Origin of the sequence: Microbacterium enclense (assembly GCA_038182865.1) — a bacterium.
Taxonomy (GTDB): domain Bacteria; phylum Actinomycetota; class Actinomycetes; order Actinomycetales; family Microbacteriaceae; genus Microbacterium; species Microbacterium enclense_B.
Genome location: CP116226.1, coordinates 2,342,814 through 2,360,709, shown reverse-complemented (window position 1 = coordinate 2,360,709; position 17,896 = coordinate 2,342,814). Strand labels below are relative to the sequence as shown.

Annotated in this window: 17 protein-coding genes and 1 pseudogene; 7 read left to right on the top strand and 11 right to left on the bottom strand. The window is 70.8% G+C overall.

Translation table 11 applies throughout. The features are described from left to right. From modB to PIR02_11015, 3 genes are all read right to left on the bottom strand, one after another. Nucleotides 1–780, bottom strand: coding sequence for a molybdate ABC transporter permease subunit (gene modB / locus PIR02_11025; protein WZH35311.1), 780 nt, complete (start codon nucleotides 778–780; stop codon nucleotides 1–3). Then, a complete protein-coding gene (gene modA, locus PIR02_11020) occupies nucleotides 777–1,550 on the bottom strand; it encodes a molybdate ABC transporter substrate-binding protein (protein WZH35310.1) in 774 nt (257 codons plus the stop codon). Before modA ends, modB begins: the two co-directional genes overlap by 4 nt. A 129-nt stretch (nucleotides 1,551–1,679) precedes the next feature. Further along, the gene (locus PIR02_11015) at nucleotides 1,680–2,075 is read right to left on the bottom strand and encodes a TOBE domain-containing protein (protein WZH35309.1); all 396 of its coding nucleotides are present in this window, start codon (nucleotides 2,073–2,075) and stop codon (nucleotides 1,680–1,682) included. 196 nt (nucleotides 2,076–2,271) lie between these two features. On the opposite strand from PIR02_11015, the gene moaA reads away from it, so the two are divergent. From moaA to PIR02_10990, 5 genes and pseudogenes are all read left to right on the top strand, one after another. Further along, a complete protein-coding gene (moaA, locus tag PIR02_11010; protein WZH35308.1) occupies nucleotides 2,272–3,489 on the top strand; it encodes a GTP 3',8-cyclase MoaA in 1,218 nt (405 codons plus the stop codon). Continuing rightward, the gene (locus PIR02_11005) at nucleotides 3,486–4,256 is read left to right on the top strand and encodes a HesA/MoeB/ThiF family protein (GenBank protein ID WZH35307.1); all 771 of its coding nucleotides are present in this window, start codon (nucleotides 3,486–3,488) and stop codon (nucleotides 4,254–4,256) included. The genes moaA and PIR02_11005 overlap by 4 nt, the downstream gene beginning before the upstream one ends. An 82-nt stretch (nucleotides 4,257–4,338) precedes the next feature. Beyond that, nucleotides 4,339–5,562 carry a molybdopterin molybdotransferase MoeA gene (locus PIR02_11000; protein ID WZH35306.1) on the top strand — a complete coding sequence of 408 codons (1,224 nt, stop codon included), beginning with the start codon at nucleotides 4,339–4,341 and terminating at the stop codon, nucleotides 5,560–5,562. Further along, nucleotides 5,559–6,023 (top strand): annotated as a pseudogene (moaC, locus tag PIR02_10995) (cyclic pyranopterin monophosphate synthase MoaC). The gene PIR02_11000 and the pseudogene moaC overlap by 4 nt, the downstream one beginning before the upstream one ends. 89 nt (nucleotides 6,024–6,112) lie before the next feature. Continuing rightward, nucleotides 6,113–6,349, top strand: a complete 237-nt coding sequence (locus tag PIR02_10990) for a MoaD/ThiS family protein (protein WZH35305.1) — start codon at nucleotides 6,113–6,115, stop codon at nucleotides 6,347–6,349. A gap of 238 nt (nucleotides 6,350–6,587) precedes the next feature. Here PIR02_10990 and PIR02_10985 read toward each other — a convergent pair whose 3' ends face one another. The 6 genes from PIR02_10985 to PIR02_10960 all read right to left on the bottom strand — a co-directional run bounded on the left by PIR02_10985 (nucleotide 6,588) and on the right by PIR02_10960 (nucleotide 13,613). Then, nucleotides 6,588–7,016 (bottom strand): molybdenum cofactor biosynthesis protein MoaE, encoded by a 429-nt coding sequence (locus PIR02_10985; protein WZH35304.1) that lies wholly within the window; start codon nucleotides 7,014–7,016, stop codon nucleotides 6,588–6,590. Beyond that, nucleotides 7,013–7,495 carry a MogA/MoaB family molybdenum cofactor biosynthesis protein gene (locus tag PIR02_10980; GenBank protein WZH35303.1) on the bottom strand — a complete coding sequence of 161 codons (483 nt, stop codon included), beginning with the start codon at nucleotides 7,493–7,495 and terminating at the stop codon, nucleotides 7,013–7,015. The genes PIR02_10985 and PIR02_10980 overlap by 4 nt, the downstream gene beginning before the upstream one ends. Before the next feature lie 91 nt (nucleotides 7,496–7,586). Further along, nucleotides 7,587–9,191, bottom strand: coding sequence for an SDR family oxidoreductase (locus PIR02_10975; GenBank protein ID WZH35302.1), 1,605 nt, complete (start codon nucleotides 9,189–9,191; stop codon nucleotides 7,587–7,589). A 347-nt stretch (nucleotides 9,192–9,538) separates the two neighbouring features. Continuing rightward, nucleotides 9,539–11,488: a DUF853 family protein gene (locus PIR02_10970; protein WZH35301.1), complete on the bottom strand. Its 1,950-nt coding sequence runs from the start codon at nucleotides 11,486–11,488 to the stop codon at nucleotides 9,539–9,541. A 10-nt stretch (nucleotides 11,489–11,498) separates the two neighbouring features. Then, complete coding sequence (locus PIR02_10965; GenBank protein ID WZH35300.1) at nucleotides 11,499–12,203, bottom strand: phosphatase PAP2 family protein; 705 nt, start codon at nucleotides 12,201–12,203, stop codon at nucleotides 11,499–11,501. A gap of 72 nt (nucleotides 12,204–12,275) precedes the next feature. Next, nucleotides 12,276–13,613, bottom strand: coding sequence for a multidrug effflux MFS transporter (locus tag PIR02_10960; GenBank protein WZH35299.1), 1,338 nt, complete (start codon nucleotides 13,611–13,613; stop codon nucleotides 12,276–12,278). A 231-nt stretch (nucleotides 13,614–13,844) separates the two neighbouring features. Between PIR02_10960 and PIR02_10955 the strand changes: the two genes are divergently transcribed. Continuing rightward, nucleotides 13,845–14,552: a DUF3105 domain-containing protein gene (locus tag PIR02_10955; protein ID WZH35298.1), complete on the top strand. Its 708-nt coding sequence runs from the start codon at nucleotides 13,845–13,847 to the stop codon at nucleotides 14,550–14,552. Nucleotides 14,553–14,554: 2 nt separating this feature from the next. Further along, nucleotides 14,555–15,226, top strand: coding sequence for a DUF305 domain-containing protein (locus PIR02_10950; GenBank protein ID WZH35297.1), 672 nt, complete (start codon nucleotides 14,555–14,557; stop codon nucleotides 15,224–15,226). Between the two features lie 234 nt (nucleotides 15,227–15,460). Here PIR02_10950 and PIR02_10945 read toward each other — a convergent pair whose 3' ends face one another. Both PIR02_10945 and PIR02_10940 read right to left on the bottom strand, forming a co-directional pair. Further along, on the bottom strand, nucleotides 15,461–16,438 hold the full coding sequence (locus tag PIR02_10945) for a carbohydrate ABC transporter permease (GenBank protein ID WZH35296.1): 978 nt from the start codon (nucleotides 16,436–16,438) through the stop codon (nucleotides 15,461–15,463). Continuing rightward, entirely contained in the window at nucleotides 16,435–17,787 is a 1,353-nt protein-coding gene (locus PIR02_10940; GenBank protein ID WZH35295.1) for a sugar ABC transporter permease, read from the bottom strand. Before PIR02_10940 ends, PIR02_10945 begins: the two co-directional genes overlap by 4 nt. Between the last annotated feature and the right edge of the window lie 109 nt (nucleotides 17,788–17,896).

Genomic DNA, 17,896 nt, shown 5'->3' with positions numbered 1-17,896 from the left:
TCACCGCCCGACCCCCGGTCGCCATCCGCGGACGAGCAGCAGGACGGCCACCGCGGTCACGAGCAACAGGAGGGACAGCGCCACAGCGGTTCCCTGCGAGACGCCGGCTCCGTTGAAGGCGGTGTAGATCGCGAGCGGCATCGTCTGCGTCACGCCCGGTCGGTTACCGGCGAACAACGCCGTTGCCCCGAACTCGCCGATCGCGCGGGCGAAGCACAGCACCACTCCGGCCACGATGCCGGGGGCGGCGAGCGGGAGCGTGATGCGGCGCAGGATCGTCGCACGACTCGCCCCCAGGGAGGCCGCGGTGCGTTCGAAGTCCACCCCGGTGCTGCGGAGCGCCCCCTCGACCGCGAGCACGAGGAACGGCAGCGCGACGAACACCTGGGCGAGGACCACCGCCGACGTGGTGAAGGGCAGGCCGAGGGCGCTGAACCACCCCGTCCGCCCGAACAGATACAGCAGCGCGACTCCGCCGACCATCGGTGGCAGCACGAGCGGCACCGTCACCAGGGCTCGCAACAGGGCCGCCGTGCGGGCGGGGCTGCGCGCGATCACGAGGGCGAGAGGGATGCCGACGACGGCGCACATCACGGTGGCCGCGGCACCGGTGGTCACCGAGAGGCCGAGGGCCGAGAGCGCGGCGTCGGAGGTCACGTCGGTCCACAGCGTCGCCCACTGCACGCGCGCGATGAGCGCCGTCAGCGGCACCAGGAGGAACAGCAGCCCGGCCCCCGCGGGCACGATGAGCCACCGCGGGACGTACCCGCCCGACCTCATGGGGCGCGGAACCCGGCGTCGTCGAGGATGCGCTGCCCCTCGCCCGACAACACGAACGAGACGAAGGCCGCGGCAGCGTCCGGGTTCGGGGCATCGGTCAGGGCCGCGATCGGATAGCGGTTGACCACGGCGTCGGCACCGTCGGGCACGATCGCCTCGACATCGTCGCGGCCGACGACATCGGTGGCGTACACGAGGCCGGCGTCGGCTTCGCCCGCGGCGACCTTCGTCAGCACCGCGGTGACGTTCTGCTCCGCGCTGGCGGGGCTCACGGCGACCCCGGCGTTCGACAGCAGCGTCTGCGAAGCGGCACCGCACGGCACCTCCGGCGCGCAGAGCACGGTCGTCACACGCGCGAGGTCGGCGAGCGAACGGACCGCGCCCGGGTTCTCGGACGGCACAGCGATCACGAGAGTGTTGGCCGCGAAGATCTGCGGGTCAGGTGCCTGGGCCGCGACTTTGGCCATGTTCTTCTCGTCGGCCGAGGCGAAGACGTCCGCGGGGGCGCCTTCGCCGATCTGCGTGGCCAAGGTGCTCGAGCCGTCGTACACCGCGCTCACCGTGACCTCGGGGTGGGCGGCCTCGAACGCCGCGGAGATCTCGTCGAACGACCGCTGAAGAGAGGCGGCGGCGTAGACCTCGACGGTGCCGCTGAGCGTGTCCTGCCCGCCGGGGGTTCCCGATGCCGCGGGCTCGGACGCGGGGCTCGCACAGGCAGCGAGCAGGGCGGCGGCGCCCAGGGCGGCGGCGAGGCGAAGAGGACGGCGCATTGTTTTCCTTCCGCGCCACGAGGCGCCGGGGGGATAAATCCGCGTTTGCGGAGTTTTCACCCGACTATATCCGCGGATCACGTCGAGTCGGTCCGCTTTACCGAAGCGGCCGCGCGCCGCCGCGCCGGTTCAGCCGCGGGGAGCTTCCACCGTCACGACCGTCGCCTTCACCGAGGCGACGGCGAGGGACCCGGCCTCGAGCGCGAGCTCCTCGGCGGCCTCGGCCGACATCAGCGACACCACGCGGTGCGAACCGCACTGCAGGTCGACCTGGGCCATCACGCCGTCGATGCGCACGCGCGTCACGATGCCGACGAAACGGTTGCGCGCGCTCGAGGCGACACCGGTGGGGTCGTTGGGCTCGTCCGCCAGGGCGACGGCCCGCTCCGCGAGAGCAGCTCCCGGGATCTCGACCGGTGAAGCACCGGTGGTCGGCAGCACGCCCTGATCGATCCACCGCCGCACGGTGTCGTCGCTGACACCGAGGAGGCGGGCGGCGGTGGCGATGCGGAAGGTGTTCGGCATGCGACGACCGTACCCTCCCCGGGGCCGGCACTGCCCCGCCTGCCCGGCACGGGAACCGGCACCGGCTACCGGCACCACCCGAGATCAGGCCGCGCGAGGACGAGCCCGGCCGGCCGGGTCCTCCGCCGGCGTGAATCTCCTCCGCTCCCCTGCCCGCACCGCCCTTTCCCGTCCCGCACTGACCTAGGCTCGACCCATGGATGCCGAGCACGCGAACGCCTCGCGCGGACCGGTCGTCGTGCCGCTCAGCGCGACCGTGACCGCGGGCGCGCCGACGAACGAGCTCGGCGCCATCCGCACGACCGGCCCCCGCCGCGACACGGACACCGGCGGGGCGCGGCCCGTGACCCCTCGCGACCCGGGTGCCGTCCGCGTGGCCGGCGCGCCGCAGAGCGGCGGACTGCGTGACCGCTTCGGCCGCGTCGCGACCGACCTCCGCGTCTCGGTGATCGACAAGTGCAACCTGCGCTGCACGTACTGCATGCCGGCCGACGGGATGCCGTGGCTCCCGCAGACACAGCTGATGAGCGCCGACGAGATCCGGCGCATCGTGCGGGTGGCGGTCCGCTCGCTGGGGGCGGAGGAACTGCGCCTCACGGGTGGCGAGCCCCTCGTCCGCAAGGACCTCGAGCACATCATCGCCGGGATCCGGGCCGACAATCCCGATCTGCCGATCTCCATGACGACCAACGCCGTGGGACTCGATTCCCGCGCGCACGACCTCAAGGACGCCGGGCTGACGCGCCTCAACGTCTCGCTCGACACCCTGCACCCCCAAACGTTCGCCGAGCTGACGCGCCGCCCGCACCTCGAGAAGGTCCTCGCAGGTCTCCAGGCCGCCCGTGCCGCGGGACTCGGCCCGATCAAGATCAACGCCGTGCTGCTGCGCGGCATCAACGACACCGAGGTCGTCCCCCTGGTCGACTGGGCCGTGTCGAACGGCTTCGAAATGCGCTTCATCGAGGACATGCCGCTCGACGGCGACCGCTCGTGGAGCGCGACGAACGTCATCCCCGCGCGTGACATCCGCGCCGCGATCGAGGAAGCGTTCACGCTCACCGCCGACCCGCGCGGTCGTGGTGCCGCCCCCGCCGAACGCTGGGAGGTGCGCCGCCACGGCGAGACCGCCCTCGCCGGACACGTCGGGATCATTTCCTCCGTCACCGAGCCCTTCTGCGCCGCATGCTCGCGCACCCGCGTCACGGCCGACGGCCGTATCCGTTCGTGCCTGTTCTCGCACGAGGAGACCGACCTGCTCACCTCCCTCCGCGACGGCGCCGACGACGAGGGCCTCGCACAGATCTGGCGGGATGCCATGTGGGCCAAGCCCCGCGCCCATGGTTCCGACCGCGTCGGGCTCGCGCGCGCCGATTTCGTCCAGCCCGAGCGCACCATGAGCGCGATCGGCGGATGAAACCGCTCGTCGAGCCGGTGGCATCCCTCACCCCGGAAGAGCTCATCCGCACCGCCCGCCACGCGGTGCTCGCCGGTATCGGCGAGGAGGGGCAGAGGCGGATCGCGGCCGCGCGCATCGCGGTCGTGGGAGCGGGGGGCCTGGGCTCCCCCGTGCTGCTCGCTCTCGCGGCCGCCGGCGTCGGTGAACTCGTGGTGATCGACGACGACGTCGTGGAACGCACGAACCTCCAACGTCAGCTGCTGCATCGCGTCGATGACATCGGCACCGCGAAAACAGCCTCCGCCGCGCGTGCTGTGCGCGACCTGTCGCCCGTCACCGTCGTTCATGAACGCGCCGTACGACTGACCTCCGACAACGCCCGCGAGCTCTTCGCCGACGCCGATCTCGTGATCGACGGCAGCGACACCTTCGACACGCGCGAGGCCGTCGCCGCCGCGACCCAGGGTCTCGGCATTCCCCTCGTCTGGGGAGCCGTCCAGGAGTGGTCGGCGCAGGTGACGGTGTTCTGGTCAGCCCCACCCGAGGGCCACGCACCCCTCGTGCTCGGCGACCTGTTCCCGCCCGGCTCCGCCGGTGAGCCGCCGACGTGCGCGCAGGTCGGCGTGCTCGGTTCTCTGTGCGTCCAGGTCGGCGGGCTTCTCGCCACCGAGGCGATCAAGCTCGTCACGGGCGCGGGAGAACCGCTGCTCGGGCGACTCGTCGTCATCGATGCGCTGCGCGCCCGGCAGGACGTGATCCCGCTCCTCCCGGCGGCGCGCGCATGACCGCCGCCACCCCGGGTCCGGGCGGCGAGGTCTCCCGTACCGTTCGTCACGACCCCGCCCCTCGCTCCCCTCGGAGGCCCCGATGACCCCGCTGCTCACCGTCGAGGAGCACCGCGCCCGTGTGCTCGCCGCCGTCGCGCTGCTGCCCGCCGCGTCGCTGCCGCTGTCCGAGGCGGCGGGACGAACCCTGGCCGAGCCGGTGCTCTCCGCACACGATCTCCCGGGCTTCGACAACTCCTCCATGGACGGCTTCGCCGTGCGCTTCTCCGACGTCGAGGCAGCGGATGCCGATCACCCGGCCTCACTGCGCGTCGTCGCCGATCTGCCGGCCGGCACCGCCGACGATCCCTCGCTCGGCCCGGGCGAGGCCGCACGCATCATGACGGGTGCCGCCGTCCCCACCGACGCCGACGCGGTCGTGCCGTTCGAAGACACCGTCGGCGGTCTCGCCGATTCGCTCGAGACGGTGGAGGTCGTCCGCGCGCCCGTCGGTCCAGGCGCGTTCATCCGTCGGCGCGGAGGCGACACCCGGTCGGGGGAGGTGGTCCTCTCGACCGGCGAGCGGCTCGGATCCCTCGCTCTCGCCGCGGCTGCAGCCGCCGGGGTCGATGTCGTGAGCGTCACTCGGCGCCCCCGCGTCGCCGTCGTGTCCACCGGCAGCGAGCTCGTCGCGCCAGGGACGACACCGGCACGCGGCCAGACTCCCGACTCGAACGCGACGTTGCTGGCCGCCCTCGTCACCGAGGCCGATGCCGACGTCGAGGTGGTCGACCGCGTGGGAGACGACCCCGCGGGCATCGACACCGTGCTGTCACGCGCCTCGCGCGCCGACGTCGTCGTCTTCACCGGCGGGGTGAGCGCGGGAGCCTACGAGCCCGTGCGCCTCGCACTCTCCGACCGCATCGCCTTCGAGAAGGTCGCGATGCAACCCGGAAAACCGCAGGCCTTCGGGGTCCTCGACGACGGCCGGCTCGTCTTCGGGCTCCCCGGCAATCCCGTGAGCGTCGCGGTGTCGTTCGAGGTGTTCGTGCGGCCCGCGCTGCTCGCGCTGCAGGGTCGCGCGGTGCTCGACCGACGAACGGCTCGGCTCACGGCATCCGAGTCCTGGACGACCCCACCCGGTCGCCGCCAGTACCTCCCGGCCGCGATCGACCTGGTCGAGGGCACCGTGCGTCCGGCGACCGCGGGGGGCTCCGGGTCGCACCTCGCCGCCTCCCTCGCGCGGGCCGAGGCCTTCGCGATCGTCCCCGCCGAGGTGTCCACCGTGTCGGTGGGCGACCCACTCGATGTCATGCTGATTTCATGACCTTCACCCACCTGGATGCCGCGGGCCACGCCCGCATGGTCGACGTCACGCTCAAGCAGCCCACCGTCCGCACGGCGACAGCGCGCGGTTTCGTGCGCTGTGCGCCCGAGGTCGTCGCCGCTCTCCGCGACGGCACCGCCCCCAAGGGCGATGTGCTGGCCGTGGCGCGGATCGCCGGCATCCAGGCCGCGAAGTCGACGCCCGCGCTCCTCCCCCTCGCCCATGTCATCGGCGTGCACCGCGCCTCGGTGGATCTCGAGATCACCGACGAGGGCGTCGAGATCGAGGCGACCGTCGGCACCGCTGACCGCACCGGCGTCGAGATGGAGGCGCTGACCAGCGTCTCGGTCGCCGCCCTCGCGATCGTCGACATGGTGAAGGGCATGGACAAGGGCACCTCCATCGAGAACGTGCGCATCGTGTCGAAGACCGGCGGGAAGTCGGGCGACTGGGTGCGCCCGGTCGAGCCGGGTGCGACCCCGGCAGCGAGCGCCGTCGCCGCTGCTTCCACGACGGGAATCCCCACCGCTCCCGCCCACGGAGCCTCCGCATGAGCGTCCGTGTCCGCTACTTCGCCGCCGCGGCCGAGGCCGCCGGGACCGACGCCGAGGAACGCTTCGAGGCGACGCTCGCGGCCCTGCGCACCGCTGTCGTGAGCGACCACCCCGCGCTCTCCGGCATCCTGGATCGCTGTGCCGTGCTGGTCGACGGCACGCGACACGACGATGACATTCCCCTCGCGGGTGCGACGCACGTCGACGTCCTGCCGCCGTTCGCGGGCGGCTGACCCTCCGGCTCGCGCCGGGGAACCTCGTGCCCTCGCGCCGCCCGCGCCCGTGCGGCCTCGCGTCACAGATCCGGAAACGGGCAACAGATCCGGACGCATCCCGGCAATCCATCCGGATCCGGTGTACATCTCCGGATCCCGTGCACGAGCTCGCTGCCCCGCCCACCCGGCCGGCTTTTCCGAGCCCCGTCTCCCGCACGGCCCCGCCGCGGGCCGGCGACCTACGAGCCCCGCAAACCTACCCGCCCAGACCCTTCCACTGCGTCGTGCCGTCGGCCTCGACCTGACGTTTCCACACGGGGAGGTCGGTCTTGATCGTCTCGATCACCGCGCGGCACACCTCGAACGCGGCGGCCCGGTGACCGGATGCCACCGCGATCACGACAGCGGCCTCCCCCACCTCGAGTCGACCGACGCGGTGACTGACCGCGACGATCGCATCGGTGCCCTCGGCCGCCGCCGCGGCGATGCGCTCCAGGGCGGCCGGCGCATCGGGGTGCGCGCTGTACTCGAGCGCGATGACCGCGTCGGAGGCATCCGGATCGGTGTTGCGGACGCGACCGACGAACGTCGTGACCGCCCCCGACGCGTCATCTTCCACGGCACGCAGGTGCGCGTCCAGGTCGAGCGGCTCCTCGGAGAGTCGGGCGATGCGAACGGCGCTCATGCGTGGTCTCCTCCGGCGAGTTGGTCGAGCACGTGCGGGGCGATCTCGGCGATCACCGAGATCCCGGATGCCACGGCCCGCGTCGACCCGGGAAGGTTCACGACGAGTGAGCCGGGGCCGACGATCCCCGCGAGCCCGCGCGAGATGATGGAGAGGGGCGTGTCGGAGATCCCCCGACGGCGGAGCTCCTCGGCGATGCCGGGCAGCTCGCGGTCGAGCACGCGCGCCGTGCCCTCCGGCGTGCGATCGCGCGGGGAGACGCCCGTGCCCCCGGTCGTCACGATGAGGCCGGGGCCCGCCGCGACCGCGTCGCGCAGAGCAGCCTCGACGCTTTCCGCGCCATCGGGTACGACCACGGCGTCGGCGCAGTCGAAACCCGCATCGCGCAGCAACGAGACGGCGAGCGGGCCGCCCCGGTCTTCACGGAGCCCCGCGGCGGAGCGGTCGGAAACGGTGATCACCCTGGCGACGTGCGGCACGGGATCAGCCTAGGCGCGACAGGATGCCACGGACCGACGCCGCGCACCCCGCGAGGGGACTCGGACCGGCCAGCGCGCGCCTCGGCCCGCGTCACCGGCCGACCGTCTCGACCTCGGGCACCTCGGGCGCGATTCGCCCGGCCTCCGCCTTCGGCGCGGGGTCTTCACGCTGCACGTGCTCGGCCGCGGCGGTGATGCGCCGAGCCATGCCGCTGAAGATCAGGCCGTGGAACGGCAGCACGGCGAGCCAGTACAGCCGGCCCGCGAGCCCGGTCGGGAAGAACAGGGCCCGCTGGTCGAATCGCGCCTCGTCGCCGTCGGGTGTCGCGCGCAGCTCGAGCCAGGCGCCCCCGGGCACCTTCATCTCGGCACGGAGGCGCAGCAGGTGCCCCGGCTCGATCGCCTCGACGCGCCAGAAGTCGAGCGCGTCGCCGACGGTGACGACCGACCGGCTCCGGCGGCCGCGCGCGAGGCCGACGCCGCCGACGAGGCGGTCCATCCACCCGCGGATCGCCCACAACAGGGGCGACGAGTACCACCCGTTCTCGCCGCCGATGCCTTCGATGACGGACCACAGCTGAGCGGCGTTAGCTGTCGTGTGCATGGAGCGCTTGTCGGTGTACACGAGGCGTCCCGCCCAGTCGGGGTCGCTCGGCAGGGGGTCGCTCGGCACGCCGGAGACCTCGGCATCCTGCCAACTGGTCTCGATGGTGTCGTCGTTCACGCGCCGCAGGGCGAGCTTGACCGCAGCGCGATAGGGCATGAGCCCACCCTCGGGTCGCGGGATGAGGTCATCGACCGCGCGGTCTTTCACGACGCAGTCGTTCTGCAGCGACTCCACGAGGGGCCGCGCGATCGCCTTCGGGATGGGCGTGACGAGGTTGACCCAGTGCGAGGCGAGGCGCGGCGTGAGCACCGGCAGCGACGCGATCGGACGCTGGTGGAGACCTGCCTCCAGCGCATAGCCGTTCATCATCTGCCCGTACCGCAGCACGTCGGGGCCGCCGATGTCGACGGCGCGGTTGACGTTCGGGGCGACCCGCGCCGCGCCGAGCAGGTAGTGCAGCACGTCGCGGACCGCGATCGGCTGGATGTGGTTTCGCACCCACTTGGGCGCGGGCATGTAGGGCAGCACGTCGGTGAGGTGTCGGACCATCTCGAACGACGCCGACCCCGAGCCGATCACGACCCCCGCCTGCAGGACGAGTGTCGGCACGCCGCTGGCCAGCAGGATCTCGCCGACCTCGACCCGCGAGCGCAGGTGCGGCGACAGCGGAGCGTCGAGCGGATGCAGGCCCCCGAGGTACACGATCCGACTGACGGATGCCGCGGCCGCGGCATCCGCGACCGTGCGGGCCGCACGGCGATCGGTGTCCTCGAAGTCTTTACCGCCGCCCATCGAGTGGATGAGGTAGTAGACGACATCGACGGCGTCGACCGCTTCACGCACCGCGCGCGCGTCGGTCGCATCGCCACGGACGACCTCGACATCGCCGCCCCACGGGAACGCCTCCGCGCGCGCAGGGTCGCGCGCGAGCACGCGCACCCGATAGCCCGCGGCCAGCAGGCGCGGCACGAGTCGCCCGCCCAGGTACCCGGTGGCGCCGAGGACGAGAGCACGTGGCTCGGAGCCGTCGGGCCGGGGCTGTGCGACGAGGGCGGGTTCGCGGCCGGTGGGCGTGGTGAGCTCGCTCATGCCCGAAACGGTACGCCCGGCATCCGACATCCCCGGGGGCTTGACGACGGCGCGAGGGTGAGCCTGCGCCGTCACGTTGCTCATCGGCACGAACGAGGACGAGGCGACCCCGATCGCGCACAGGAGGTCGCCCTCATCCCCGTCACCGGCGAGCGCACGGTTCCCGCCGCAGCGCCCGAAAGTCCCGCTGTCGTCCTCCCCGATCGGCCCCTCCGTGAGGAGCTGTCGCACCGCCTGCGCGACGGAGCGCGTTCGCACAGGGCCACGAGCCCGCGGCATCCGGTGCCTCCGAGGTCGCCGCCCCGACGAACGCCGCCGTGATCGGCCGGGGTGCATCGAGCCGTGGATCAGCGGCGCCGGCCCGTGCCGAAGAGCCCGCGGATCACCCCGTTCACGAGCGACTTCGTCGTGCCGCGCCCCAGGAGGTCATCGAGCGGAGCGGTGGGCGTGCTCGACCGGCGGCTCGAACCGGCGGTGCTCTTCAGGATGCGCTCGTACTCGCGCTGTGCCTTCTTCTGCGCGTCGGCGTGGGCCTTGTCGATCGCCGCTTTCTGCTTGGCGTACTCGGCGGCGTCGGCGGCATCCTGTTTCGCCTTCTCCGCCGCGGCGCGAGCGTCGGCCGCGGCCTGCATTCGCGCGCCCAGGATCTCGCGCGCCGATTCGGGATCGATGGGGGTGCCGTAGGTGACGAACAGCGCGGACGCGGCGACGGCGGATGCCATGGTCTCCGCCGGAATCGGCGCCATCGACGCGCGGGGAGCGAACAGGCGCGTCCACGCCACGGGAGTCGGGGCGCCCCGCTCGTTCATGACGGTGACGATCGCCTCGCCCGTTCCGAGTTCCTGCAGGACCCGTTCGAGGTCGTATCCCGAGTCGGGGTAGGTGCGCACCGACGCACGCAGAGCCGTGGCGTCGTCGGGGGTGAAGGCGCGCAGAGCGTGCTGCACACGCGAGCCGAGTTGCGCGAGCACATCACCGGGCACGTCCTTCGGCGTCTGGGTGACGAAGAACACGCCGACCCCCTTCGAGCGGATCAGACGCACCGTCTGGTTGATCGCGGTGAGGAACGCCTTCGACGCGTCGCGGAACAGCAGGTGCGCCTCGTCGAAGAAGAACACGAGCTTCGGCTTGTCGAGGTCGCCGACCTCGGGCAGCACCTCGTACAGCTCGGCGAGGAGGTACATCAGGAACGTCGAGTACAGCTCGGGGCGCGACGCGACGTTCGGCACTTCGAGCAGGCTCACCATGCCGGATCCGTCGCCCGCCGTCCGCAGGAACACCGACACGTCGAGCTCGGGCTCCCCGAAGAACGTGTCGGCGCCAGCAGACGAGAACGCCACGAGCTCGCGCAGGATGACCCCGGCTGTCGCCGACGACAGACCGCCGATTCCCTTGAGCTCGTCCTTCCCGTCGTCGCTCGTGAGGTACGTCAGCACGGCCCGCAGATCGGGGAGGTCGACGAGGGCGAGACCCTTCTCGTCGGCGTAGTGGAAGACGAGCCCGAGGCTCGACTCCTGGGTGGCATTCAGCCCGAGCACGCGGCTCAGCAGCAGCGGACCGAAACCCGACACGGTCGCCCGGACGGGGATGCCCGACCCGGCGTCGTCGCCGAGGGCGAAGAACTCCGTCGGGTAGGAGCGCGGCGACCAGTCCTGTCCCAGGGTCGCCGTGCGCGCCGCGAGCTTGTCGCTCGGCGCGCCCGGGGCGGCGATGCCCGAGAGGTCGCCCTTGATATCGGCCGCGAACACCGGCACGCCCTGCGCGGAGAGCTGCTCGGCCAAGAGCTGAAGGGTGCGGGTCTTGCCGGTGCCCGTGGCTCCCGCGACGAGTCCGTGGCGATTCGTCATCGCGAGCGGGATGCGGATGGGAACGGATGCCACCGGCCCGCCGTTCATCAGCACGCCGAGATCCAGCGACGCGCCGTCAGCGGCGTATCCGGCCGCGATCGTGGACACCTGCGCGTCGGTCAACGGGGCGGGGGTGGACGGCGCCGCGGTGTTCGGTGCTGTCGCGGGTCCCGCAGGGGCGGGGCTCGGGGGCGCGGGGCTCTCGAAGGCGGGTGTCGGAACGGCCGCCGCCGTCCCGTCCGCGACCGGGGCGGATGGCACCGCACCTCCCGCGGACGAAGGGGCCGCCTCCGCCGCACGGGCTCGCGCCGCCGCCGCCTCCGCCTCCGCGAGATCGGCACGCGCACGTGCGAGGCGCAGCTCCGCCTCAGCGGCCTCGGCCGCCGCCCGTAGGCGGGTGACCTCGGGATCTTCGGGGGGACGGGCAGCCGACGGTCCGTTGTCGCTCATGGCGGTCAGCCTACGATGACGCCGGGGTCGCGGCATCCGACCTCCGCACGGCCCGACGCACCGCGAGACGGTCGTCGTCGCGCACACGCAGGTGTGAGAAAGAGGCCGCGAGGATGAGAGCGACCCCCGCTCCCACCAGCGCGCCGCCGAGCGTGTCGGAGAGCCAATGCGCATGCAGGTAGGTGCGACTGAACGCCATGAGGACGACCCACGCGACCCCCGCGATGCGGACCCAGACCGCGGGGAAGACGATGGCTGCGACCACCGCGACGGTGGCGGCATTGGCCGTGTGTCCGGAGGGGAAGGATCCGTGATCCGAGAGGACGAGGATGTCTTCGGGACGCGCGCGCCCGAATGTGTGCTTGAGCAGTTGCACGATGGCGGCGCTTCCCACCGACGCGGCCAGGAAGTACAGCGCGGCCCAACGGCGTCCCACGAGGAACAAGGCCAGCGCTCCCCCGAGCGGAACGACGAACACCGCCACCCAGTGCCCGCCGATCTCGTCCAACGTCAACGCGAAGGTGAGGAGCGGCTGCGAGGGCGCCGCGACGAAGAGCTGGTTCCACCACACGTCGATCGCGAACGGCGTCGCCCCGCGGAAGAACACCCACGCACCGAGTCCGCAGGCCAGAGCCACCAAGGTGACGCCGAAGATGCCCCGCATGCGCTCGGAGCGGACCGTGAGGGGCGTCGCGGCGGCGGAGTCGGCATCCATTGGTTCATGATGCCGCCTCTGCGCGCACATCGCTGCGGGGGCGCGCCCTCTGCTACCCTTCTCGGCCCGCCGTCAGGGAGCGAGTCGCTCGACCGTGCGCGGTCGCACGAGCACCCACAGCGCCAGCACGCCGATGATCGCGCACCCCACCATGACCGAGGCCATCGTCGTCGCGGTGATGCCCGCTCCGGTCGACAGCAGCCCCACGACGGGCGAGATGATCCCCGCGACACCGAAGTTCGCCGCCCCGATGATCGACTGTGCCGTGCCCGCGGCCTTGCCGTGGCGGTCGAGCGCGAGCACCTGCGCGCAGGGGAACGTGAAACCGCACGCGGTCATGAAGAAGAACAGCGGGATCACGGTTCCCCAGAGCCCCAGACCGAGCTGGTCGGTGAGCACGATCGTTCCGCCCGCGAGGACGAGCACGAGCGTGGACACCGCGAGCACCCACTGGGGACCGAACCGCGCTGCCAGGCGGGACGCGATCTGCACGCCGACCACGACGCCCACGGAGTTCACCGCGAAAAGAACGCCGTACTGCTGGGCATCGAAGTCGTACGTCTCCTGGAAGAGGAACGAGGATGCCGAGAGGTAGGAGAACAGCCCGCTGAAGGCCATGGCGCCGATGATGAGCACACCGATGAAGACGCGGTCGCGGAAGACGCTCGCGTAGCGCTGCCACACCGTCGTCGTTCCGGGGCCGCTGCGGCGCGCCGGCGGCAACGTCTCGGGGACGAACAGCACCGCGGACACGAGCATGAGGGCGCCGTAGACGGCCAGCACCACGAAGATGCCCCGCCAGTCCATCACCAGCAGCAGGGCCGATCCGGCGAGGGGGGCGAGCACGGGGGCGACACCCGACACCATGGCCATGCGCGACAGCATGACCACGAGGCGGCGTCCACCGAACAGATCGCGGATGATGGCCGCGGCCACCACGCCGCCCGCGGCAGCTCCCGCCCCCATCAGCACGCGGGCGATCGACAGCGTCTCGAGTGACGGGGCGAGGGCGGCGAAGATGCTTGCGGCCACGTGCAGGGCGGTCACCGACAGCAGCGGCAGCCGTCGACCGACCTTGTCGCTCAAGGGCCCGACGATCAGCTGCCCCAGCGCGAACCCGATCATCGTCCCCGTCAGGGTGAGCTGGATCGCGGCAGCACTGGTCTGGAAATCGGCCTCGAGCACGGGGAACGCCGGCAGATACAGGTCGATGGTGAACGGTCCGAGCGCCGTCAGAGCCCCGAGGACGATGATGTACAGCAGACGGCGCGAGGCGGGGATGGCATCGCCGGGGTGCAGCACGATCGGCGCCGTCGCGGGATTCGTGCCCAGGGTGCGGATGGCGTCCGTCGCCGATCGTTCGACGGGGGCCTTCGGGGGGACGACGGGGAGAGAAGCAGTATCGAGCACGCGTCAATTCGTTTCGCAACACGGACAGCCCGAATCGAGTCGGGCTGAAGAAATATTGGGGGATCGTCGAACCTCGAATCGATTCGACATCGTCATACTACCGCGGGGCCCCGGGTCTCCACCATCGGGAATGCGGTTTCCTCCCAGGCCCGCACCTCATTCATCCGAATAGGGTGGGACGAATCGGCCTCGACCGACGTGTCCCGCCCCGAAGAGAGACGAACACAGCGCATGACCCCTCCCCCCGAAAAACGCCTCAGCGGAAATCCGGCGAAGCAGTCGGAGATCGACCTGACCGTCAAGCAGCAGCGTGAGCAGAAGCGCCAGGCGAAGCTCGCCGAGTACCAGAAGCAGATCGCGCGGCGCAAGCGCGGCAAGCTCGTGTGGTGGGTCGTCGGATCGACCGCGGCTCTCGCGATCGTCGGTCTCGTGGTGGCCTCGTTCGTCTTCGCCCCCGAGCCGCCGACCAGCTACCAGGCCGGCAACAGCACCGGTCGCGAGATCGAGGGCGTGCAGACGTTCGAGAACCGCTCCGACCACGTGCAGGGCGCCGTGACCTACGAGCAGAACCCGCCCGCCGGCGGCCCGCACAACCCGTACTGGCTGAATTGCGGCGTCTACACCGAGCCGCAGCAGAACGAGAACGCCGTGCACTCGCTCGAGCACGGCGCGATCTGGATCACCTACAACCCCGACGAGGTCGACGCGGCCGGTATCGACGCGCTGAAGGCCGTCATGCCCTCGAGCTACGCGATCCTCTCGCCGTACCCGGGCCTCGACACCCCTGTCGCCGTCAGCGGATGGAACCACCAGCTCAAGGTCGACGACCCGACCGACCCGCGCATCGGCGAGTTCTTCACCGAGTACTGGCGCAGCCAGAACGTCCCCGAGCCGAACGCCACGTGCTCCGGCGCGATCGACGGACCCGGCAAGGCCTGACGATGAGCGACGACGCCCCGGTCGCCCGCCCCGCGGTCCGGTGGATCGTCATCGCGATCGTCACCGTCGCGGTCGTGGCCGTGGCCTTCGCCATCGGACGTTTCACCGCGTTCGGTGCGACGGCCGCGCCCACGTACCCCTCGACGACCTCCGCCGAGGCGGGCTTCGCCCGCGACATGCAGGTGCACCACACGCAGGCGGTGCTCATGGCGATGGAGATCTATCGCAAGACCGACGACGACGAGCTGCGCACCCTGTCATACGACATCGCCACGACCCAGTCCGGCCAGCGCGGCGAGATGTACGGGTGGCTCGTGCAGTGGGGTCTCCCCCAGTCCTCCCCGCAGCCGCTCATGACGTGGATGCAGGCATCCGGGGCGCACAGCCACGGCGACACCGCCGCGTACACGCAGGAGGAGCTCCTCGCGCAGATGGGCATGGCCACGGATGCCGAGCTCGACCAGCTGCGCACCCTCGAGGGCCAGCCCGCCGACTGCCTCTTCCTGAGCCTGATGATCCGCCACCACCAGGGGGCGATCCCGATGGCACAGGCCGTCATCGAGCTGGGTGACGACCAGCGCGTGGCCGAGGTCGCGCAGGCGATCATCACCGGCCAGTCGGCTGAGATCGACGCGATGCGCGACATCCAGTCACGCTTGAGCTGCAGCGCCTGAGCCCCCGCGCGCCGCGCGGCGGGTGCGGGCGGGCGGCGCGGGGCGTGGAGTGGCCCGCATAAACGCGATCGACACGCATAAACGCGACCTCCACGCGTTTATGAGCGCGGATCGCGTTTATGCGTGCGCTCAGGAAACCGCCGAGCATTCGGCCCCGGCCCGGCAGACGTATCCGGGAACGACGAAAGGGGCGTGGCACCCCACCGGATGCCACGCCCCTTCGTCGTTCCGGGTTCAGCCCTTCGTCGCGCCCGCCAGCAGACCGCGCACGAAGAAGCGCTGCAGCAGGAAGAACACGATGATCGGCACGAGGATCGAGATGAACGTTCCCGCCGACTGCAGGAACCACTGGTCGCCCCAGGTGCCCGACAGGGAGTTGAGCGACTGTGTCAGTGGCAGCGATGACGATGGCGCGAAGATCGTCGCCACCAGCAGGTCGTTCCACACCCAGATGAACTCCAGCACCGCGAACGAGGCGAGCGCGGGAGCGGCGAGCGGGAGGATGATGCGGAAGAACACCTGACCGTGCCCGGCACCGTCCACGCGCGCGGCCTCGATCACCTCGTTCGGAATCTCAGCGATGAAGTTGTGCAGCAGGAAGATCGCCAACGGCATCGCGAAGATCACGTGCGCGATCCACACGGTGGCGAAGCTGTGCTCCACCCCGCGCAGGTCGAAGCCCGGGAAGATCGTGACCTCGTTGATCGTGAGGCCGCGCGAGAACAGGCTCAGCAGCGGCACGAGCGCCATCTGCAGGGGCACGATCTGCAACGCGAAGATGAAGATGAAGAAGAAGTTGCGGCCCTTGAAGTCGATCCACGCGAACGCGTACGCGATGAGCGAGGCGATCGCGAGGGCGAAGATCACGACCGGGATCGTGATCGCGAGCGAGTTCAGGAACGACTGCGCGAGGGTCAGAGCCGTGCCACCGGACGTCAGGGCGAGCCGGTAGTTCTCCAGCGTGAAGCTCGGGTCGGTGAAGACGGTCCACCACCCGGTCGACTGGGTGTCGGATCCGGGGCGGAACGACGTCACGAACAAGCCGAACGTCGGGATGGTCCAGAAGAACGCGATCACGACGGCCGCGATCGTGGCGCCCTTCGAGGTCAGGCGCTTGCGGGCCATGGCCTCGTGCTTGCGGGTGTCGCGCGCGACCTGACGCGCAGAGCGCGAGTCGGTCGTGGGCTCGAGGACGACGGTCGAGGTGGTCATCGCACTTCCCTCTGCTTCCGGATCTGGCGCACGTTGAAGATGATCAGCGGGAGCACGAAGACGAACAGCACGACCGCCAGCGCCGCGGAGTGCCCGTAGCTCTGGAAACGTTGCTGCTGATTGACCATCTCGAAGGCGAGAACGGTCGAGTCGTTACGGCCACCGGTCATGACCGCGACGATGTCGTAGATCTTCAGCGCACCGATCGCGATCGTGGTGAGCACGACGATGAGCGACGAGCGGATGCCGGGAACGGTGACATTGATGAAACGCTCCCACGCGCTCGCGCCGTCGAGTTCGGCGGCCTCCATCTGCTCCGGCGGCACGGCCTTGATCGCCGCCGACAGGATGACCATCGCGAGGCCCGTCTGACTCCAGATGAACACCACGACCAGGAGCAGCGTGTTGACCAGCGGCGTGGCGGCGAGCCACGAGACCGGTTGTCCCCCGAAGGCGGTGACGATGGCGTTTAGGATGCCGAGCTGGTCGCCCTGACGGAAGTCGTAGACGAACTTCCAGATGATGCCGGCGCCGACGAACGAGATCGCGAACGGCATGAAGATGAGCACCTTGAGGTACTTCTCCCCCGCAGCCCGGTCGATGAAGACGGCGTAGGCGAGGCCGATCGCGGTGGCGATGGTGGGGGCGAGGAGCACCCAGATGAGGGTGTTGATGACCGACCAGAATCCCTCGGGGTTCGTGAAGGTCCACACGTAGTTGTCGAAACCGACGAAGTTGTCACCGGTCTTGTCGAAGAACGACTGGAAGAACGTGGTGATCGCGGGGTAGACCAGGCCGAGCAGCAGCAGGATCGCGGCCGGGGCGGCGAAGAGGATCAGCTGGAAGAGATAGCCGGCTCCCTGGCGCGACCGGTAGTCGGCGTAGAAGAGGATCGCGCCGAGGATGACCGCGATGCCGAGGACGTAGATGACAGCGTTCTGGTAGGGACGCAGCAGCATGAACGCGAGCACGGGGATCGCGAAGCACGCCACGAGGCGGAGCCAGAAGTAGCCCTTGCCCGAGCGGGGGGCGTACTCGATCAGCAGGAGCAGCAGCCCGACCACCACGCCGAAAGCGAGGAGGACGAGCGGGATCTGCGCGAGGGGGCTCAGCCCGCCGAGCCAATTGAAGAAGCTGTTGAGCGAGAACCCGAGAGTGGTGGGCTTCGTCTCTGCGGGAGCCCGCGTGATCATGAACAGGAAGAGCGCCACCACGAGGATGAGCCCCACCATGACCACGAGCAACGTGGTGCGGCGATGTGGCGCGGAGTCCCGCGGCCGGACCGCCGCTCGCCCGCGCGGCGGAGGTGACGCCGACGGCGTCTTCTCCGCGTGTGTGATCTCGGTCATGACGTCCCTCCCGAGCACGCCTTCGTGCTCACCGATGAATGCCCGGGCGGCGCCGGGCAGATGAGAAGTATGGACCCGATGGGCCGCCCGCCGCGCGGACGACCCATCG

Bases quoted from the DNA above. Each gene is read 5' to 3' on its own strand.
- modB (WZH35311.1), bottom strand. From the start codon at position 780: ATGAGGTCGGGCGGGTACGTCCCGCGGTGGCTCATCGTGCCCGCGGGG.
- modA (WZH35310.1), bottom strand. From the start codon at position 1,550: ATGCGCCGTCCTCTTCGCCTCGCCGCCGCCCTGGGCGCCGCCGCCCTG.
- PIR02_11015 (WZH35309.1), bottom strand. From the start codon at position 2,075: ATGCCGAACACCTTCCGCATCGCCACCGCCGCCCGCCTCCTCGGTGTC.
- moaA (WZH35308.1), top strand. From the start codon at position 2,272: ATGGATGCCGAGCACGCGAACGCCTCGCGCGGACCGGTCGTCGTGCCG.
- PIR02_11005 (WZH35307.1), top strand. From the start codon at position 3,486: ATGAAACCGCTCGTCGAGCCGGTGGCATCCCTCACCCCGGAAGAGCTC.
- PIR02_11000 (WZH35306.1), top strand. From the start codon at position 4,339: ATGACCCCGCTGCTCACCGTCGAGGAGCACCGCGCCCGTGTGCTCGCC.
- PIR02_10990 (WZH35305.1), top strand. From the start codon at position 6,113: ATGAGCGTCCGTGTCCGCTACTTCGCCGCCGCGGCCGAGGCCGCCGGG.
- PIR02_10985 (WZH35304.1), bottom strand. From the start codon at position 7,016: ATGAGCGCCGTTCGCATCGCCCGACTCTCCGAGGAGCCGCTCGACCTG.
- PIR02_10975 (WZH35302.1), bottom strand. From the start codon at position 9,191: ATGAGCGAGCTCACCACGCCCACCGGCCGCGAACCCGCCCTCGTCGCA.
- PIR02_10970 (WZH35301.1), bottom strand. From the start codon at position 11,488: ATGAGCGACAACGGACCGTCGGCTGCCCGTCCCCCCGAAGATCCCGAG.
- PIR02_10965 (WZH35300.1), bottom strand. From the start codon at position 12,203: ATGGATGCCGACTCCGCCGCCGCGACGCCCCTCACGGTCCGCTCCGAG.
- PIR02_10955 (WZH35298.1), top strand. From the start codon at position 13,845: ATGACCCCTCCCCCCGAAAAACGCCTCAGCGGAAATCCGGCGAAGCAG.
- PIR02_10950 (WZH35297.1), top strand. From the start codon at position 14,555: ATGAGCGACGACGCCCCGGTCGCCCGCCCCGCGGTCCGGTGGATCGTC.
- PIR02_10945 (WZH35296.1), bottom strand. From the start codon at position 16,438: ATGACCACCTCGACCGTCGTCCTCGAGCCCACGACCGACTCGCGCTCT.
- PIR02_10940 (WZH35295.1), bottom strand. From the start codon at position 17,787: ATGACCGAGATCACACACGCGGAGAAGACGCCGTCGGCGTCACCTCCG.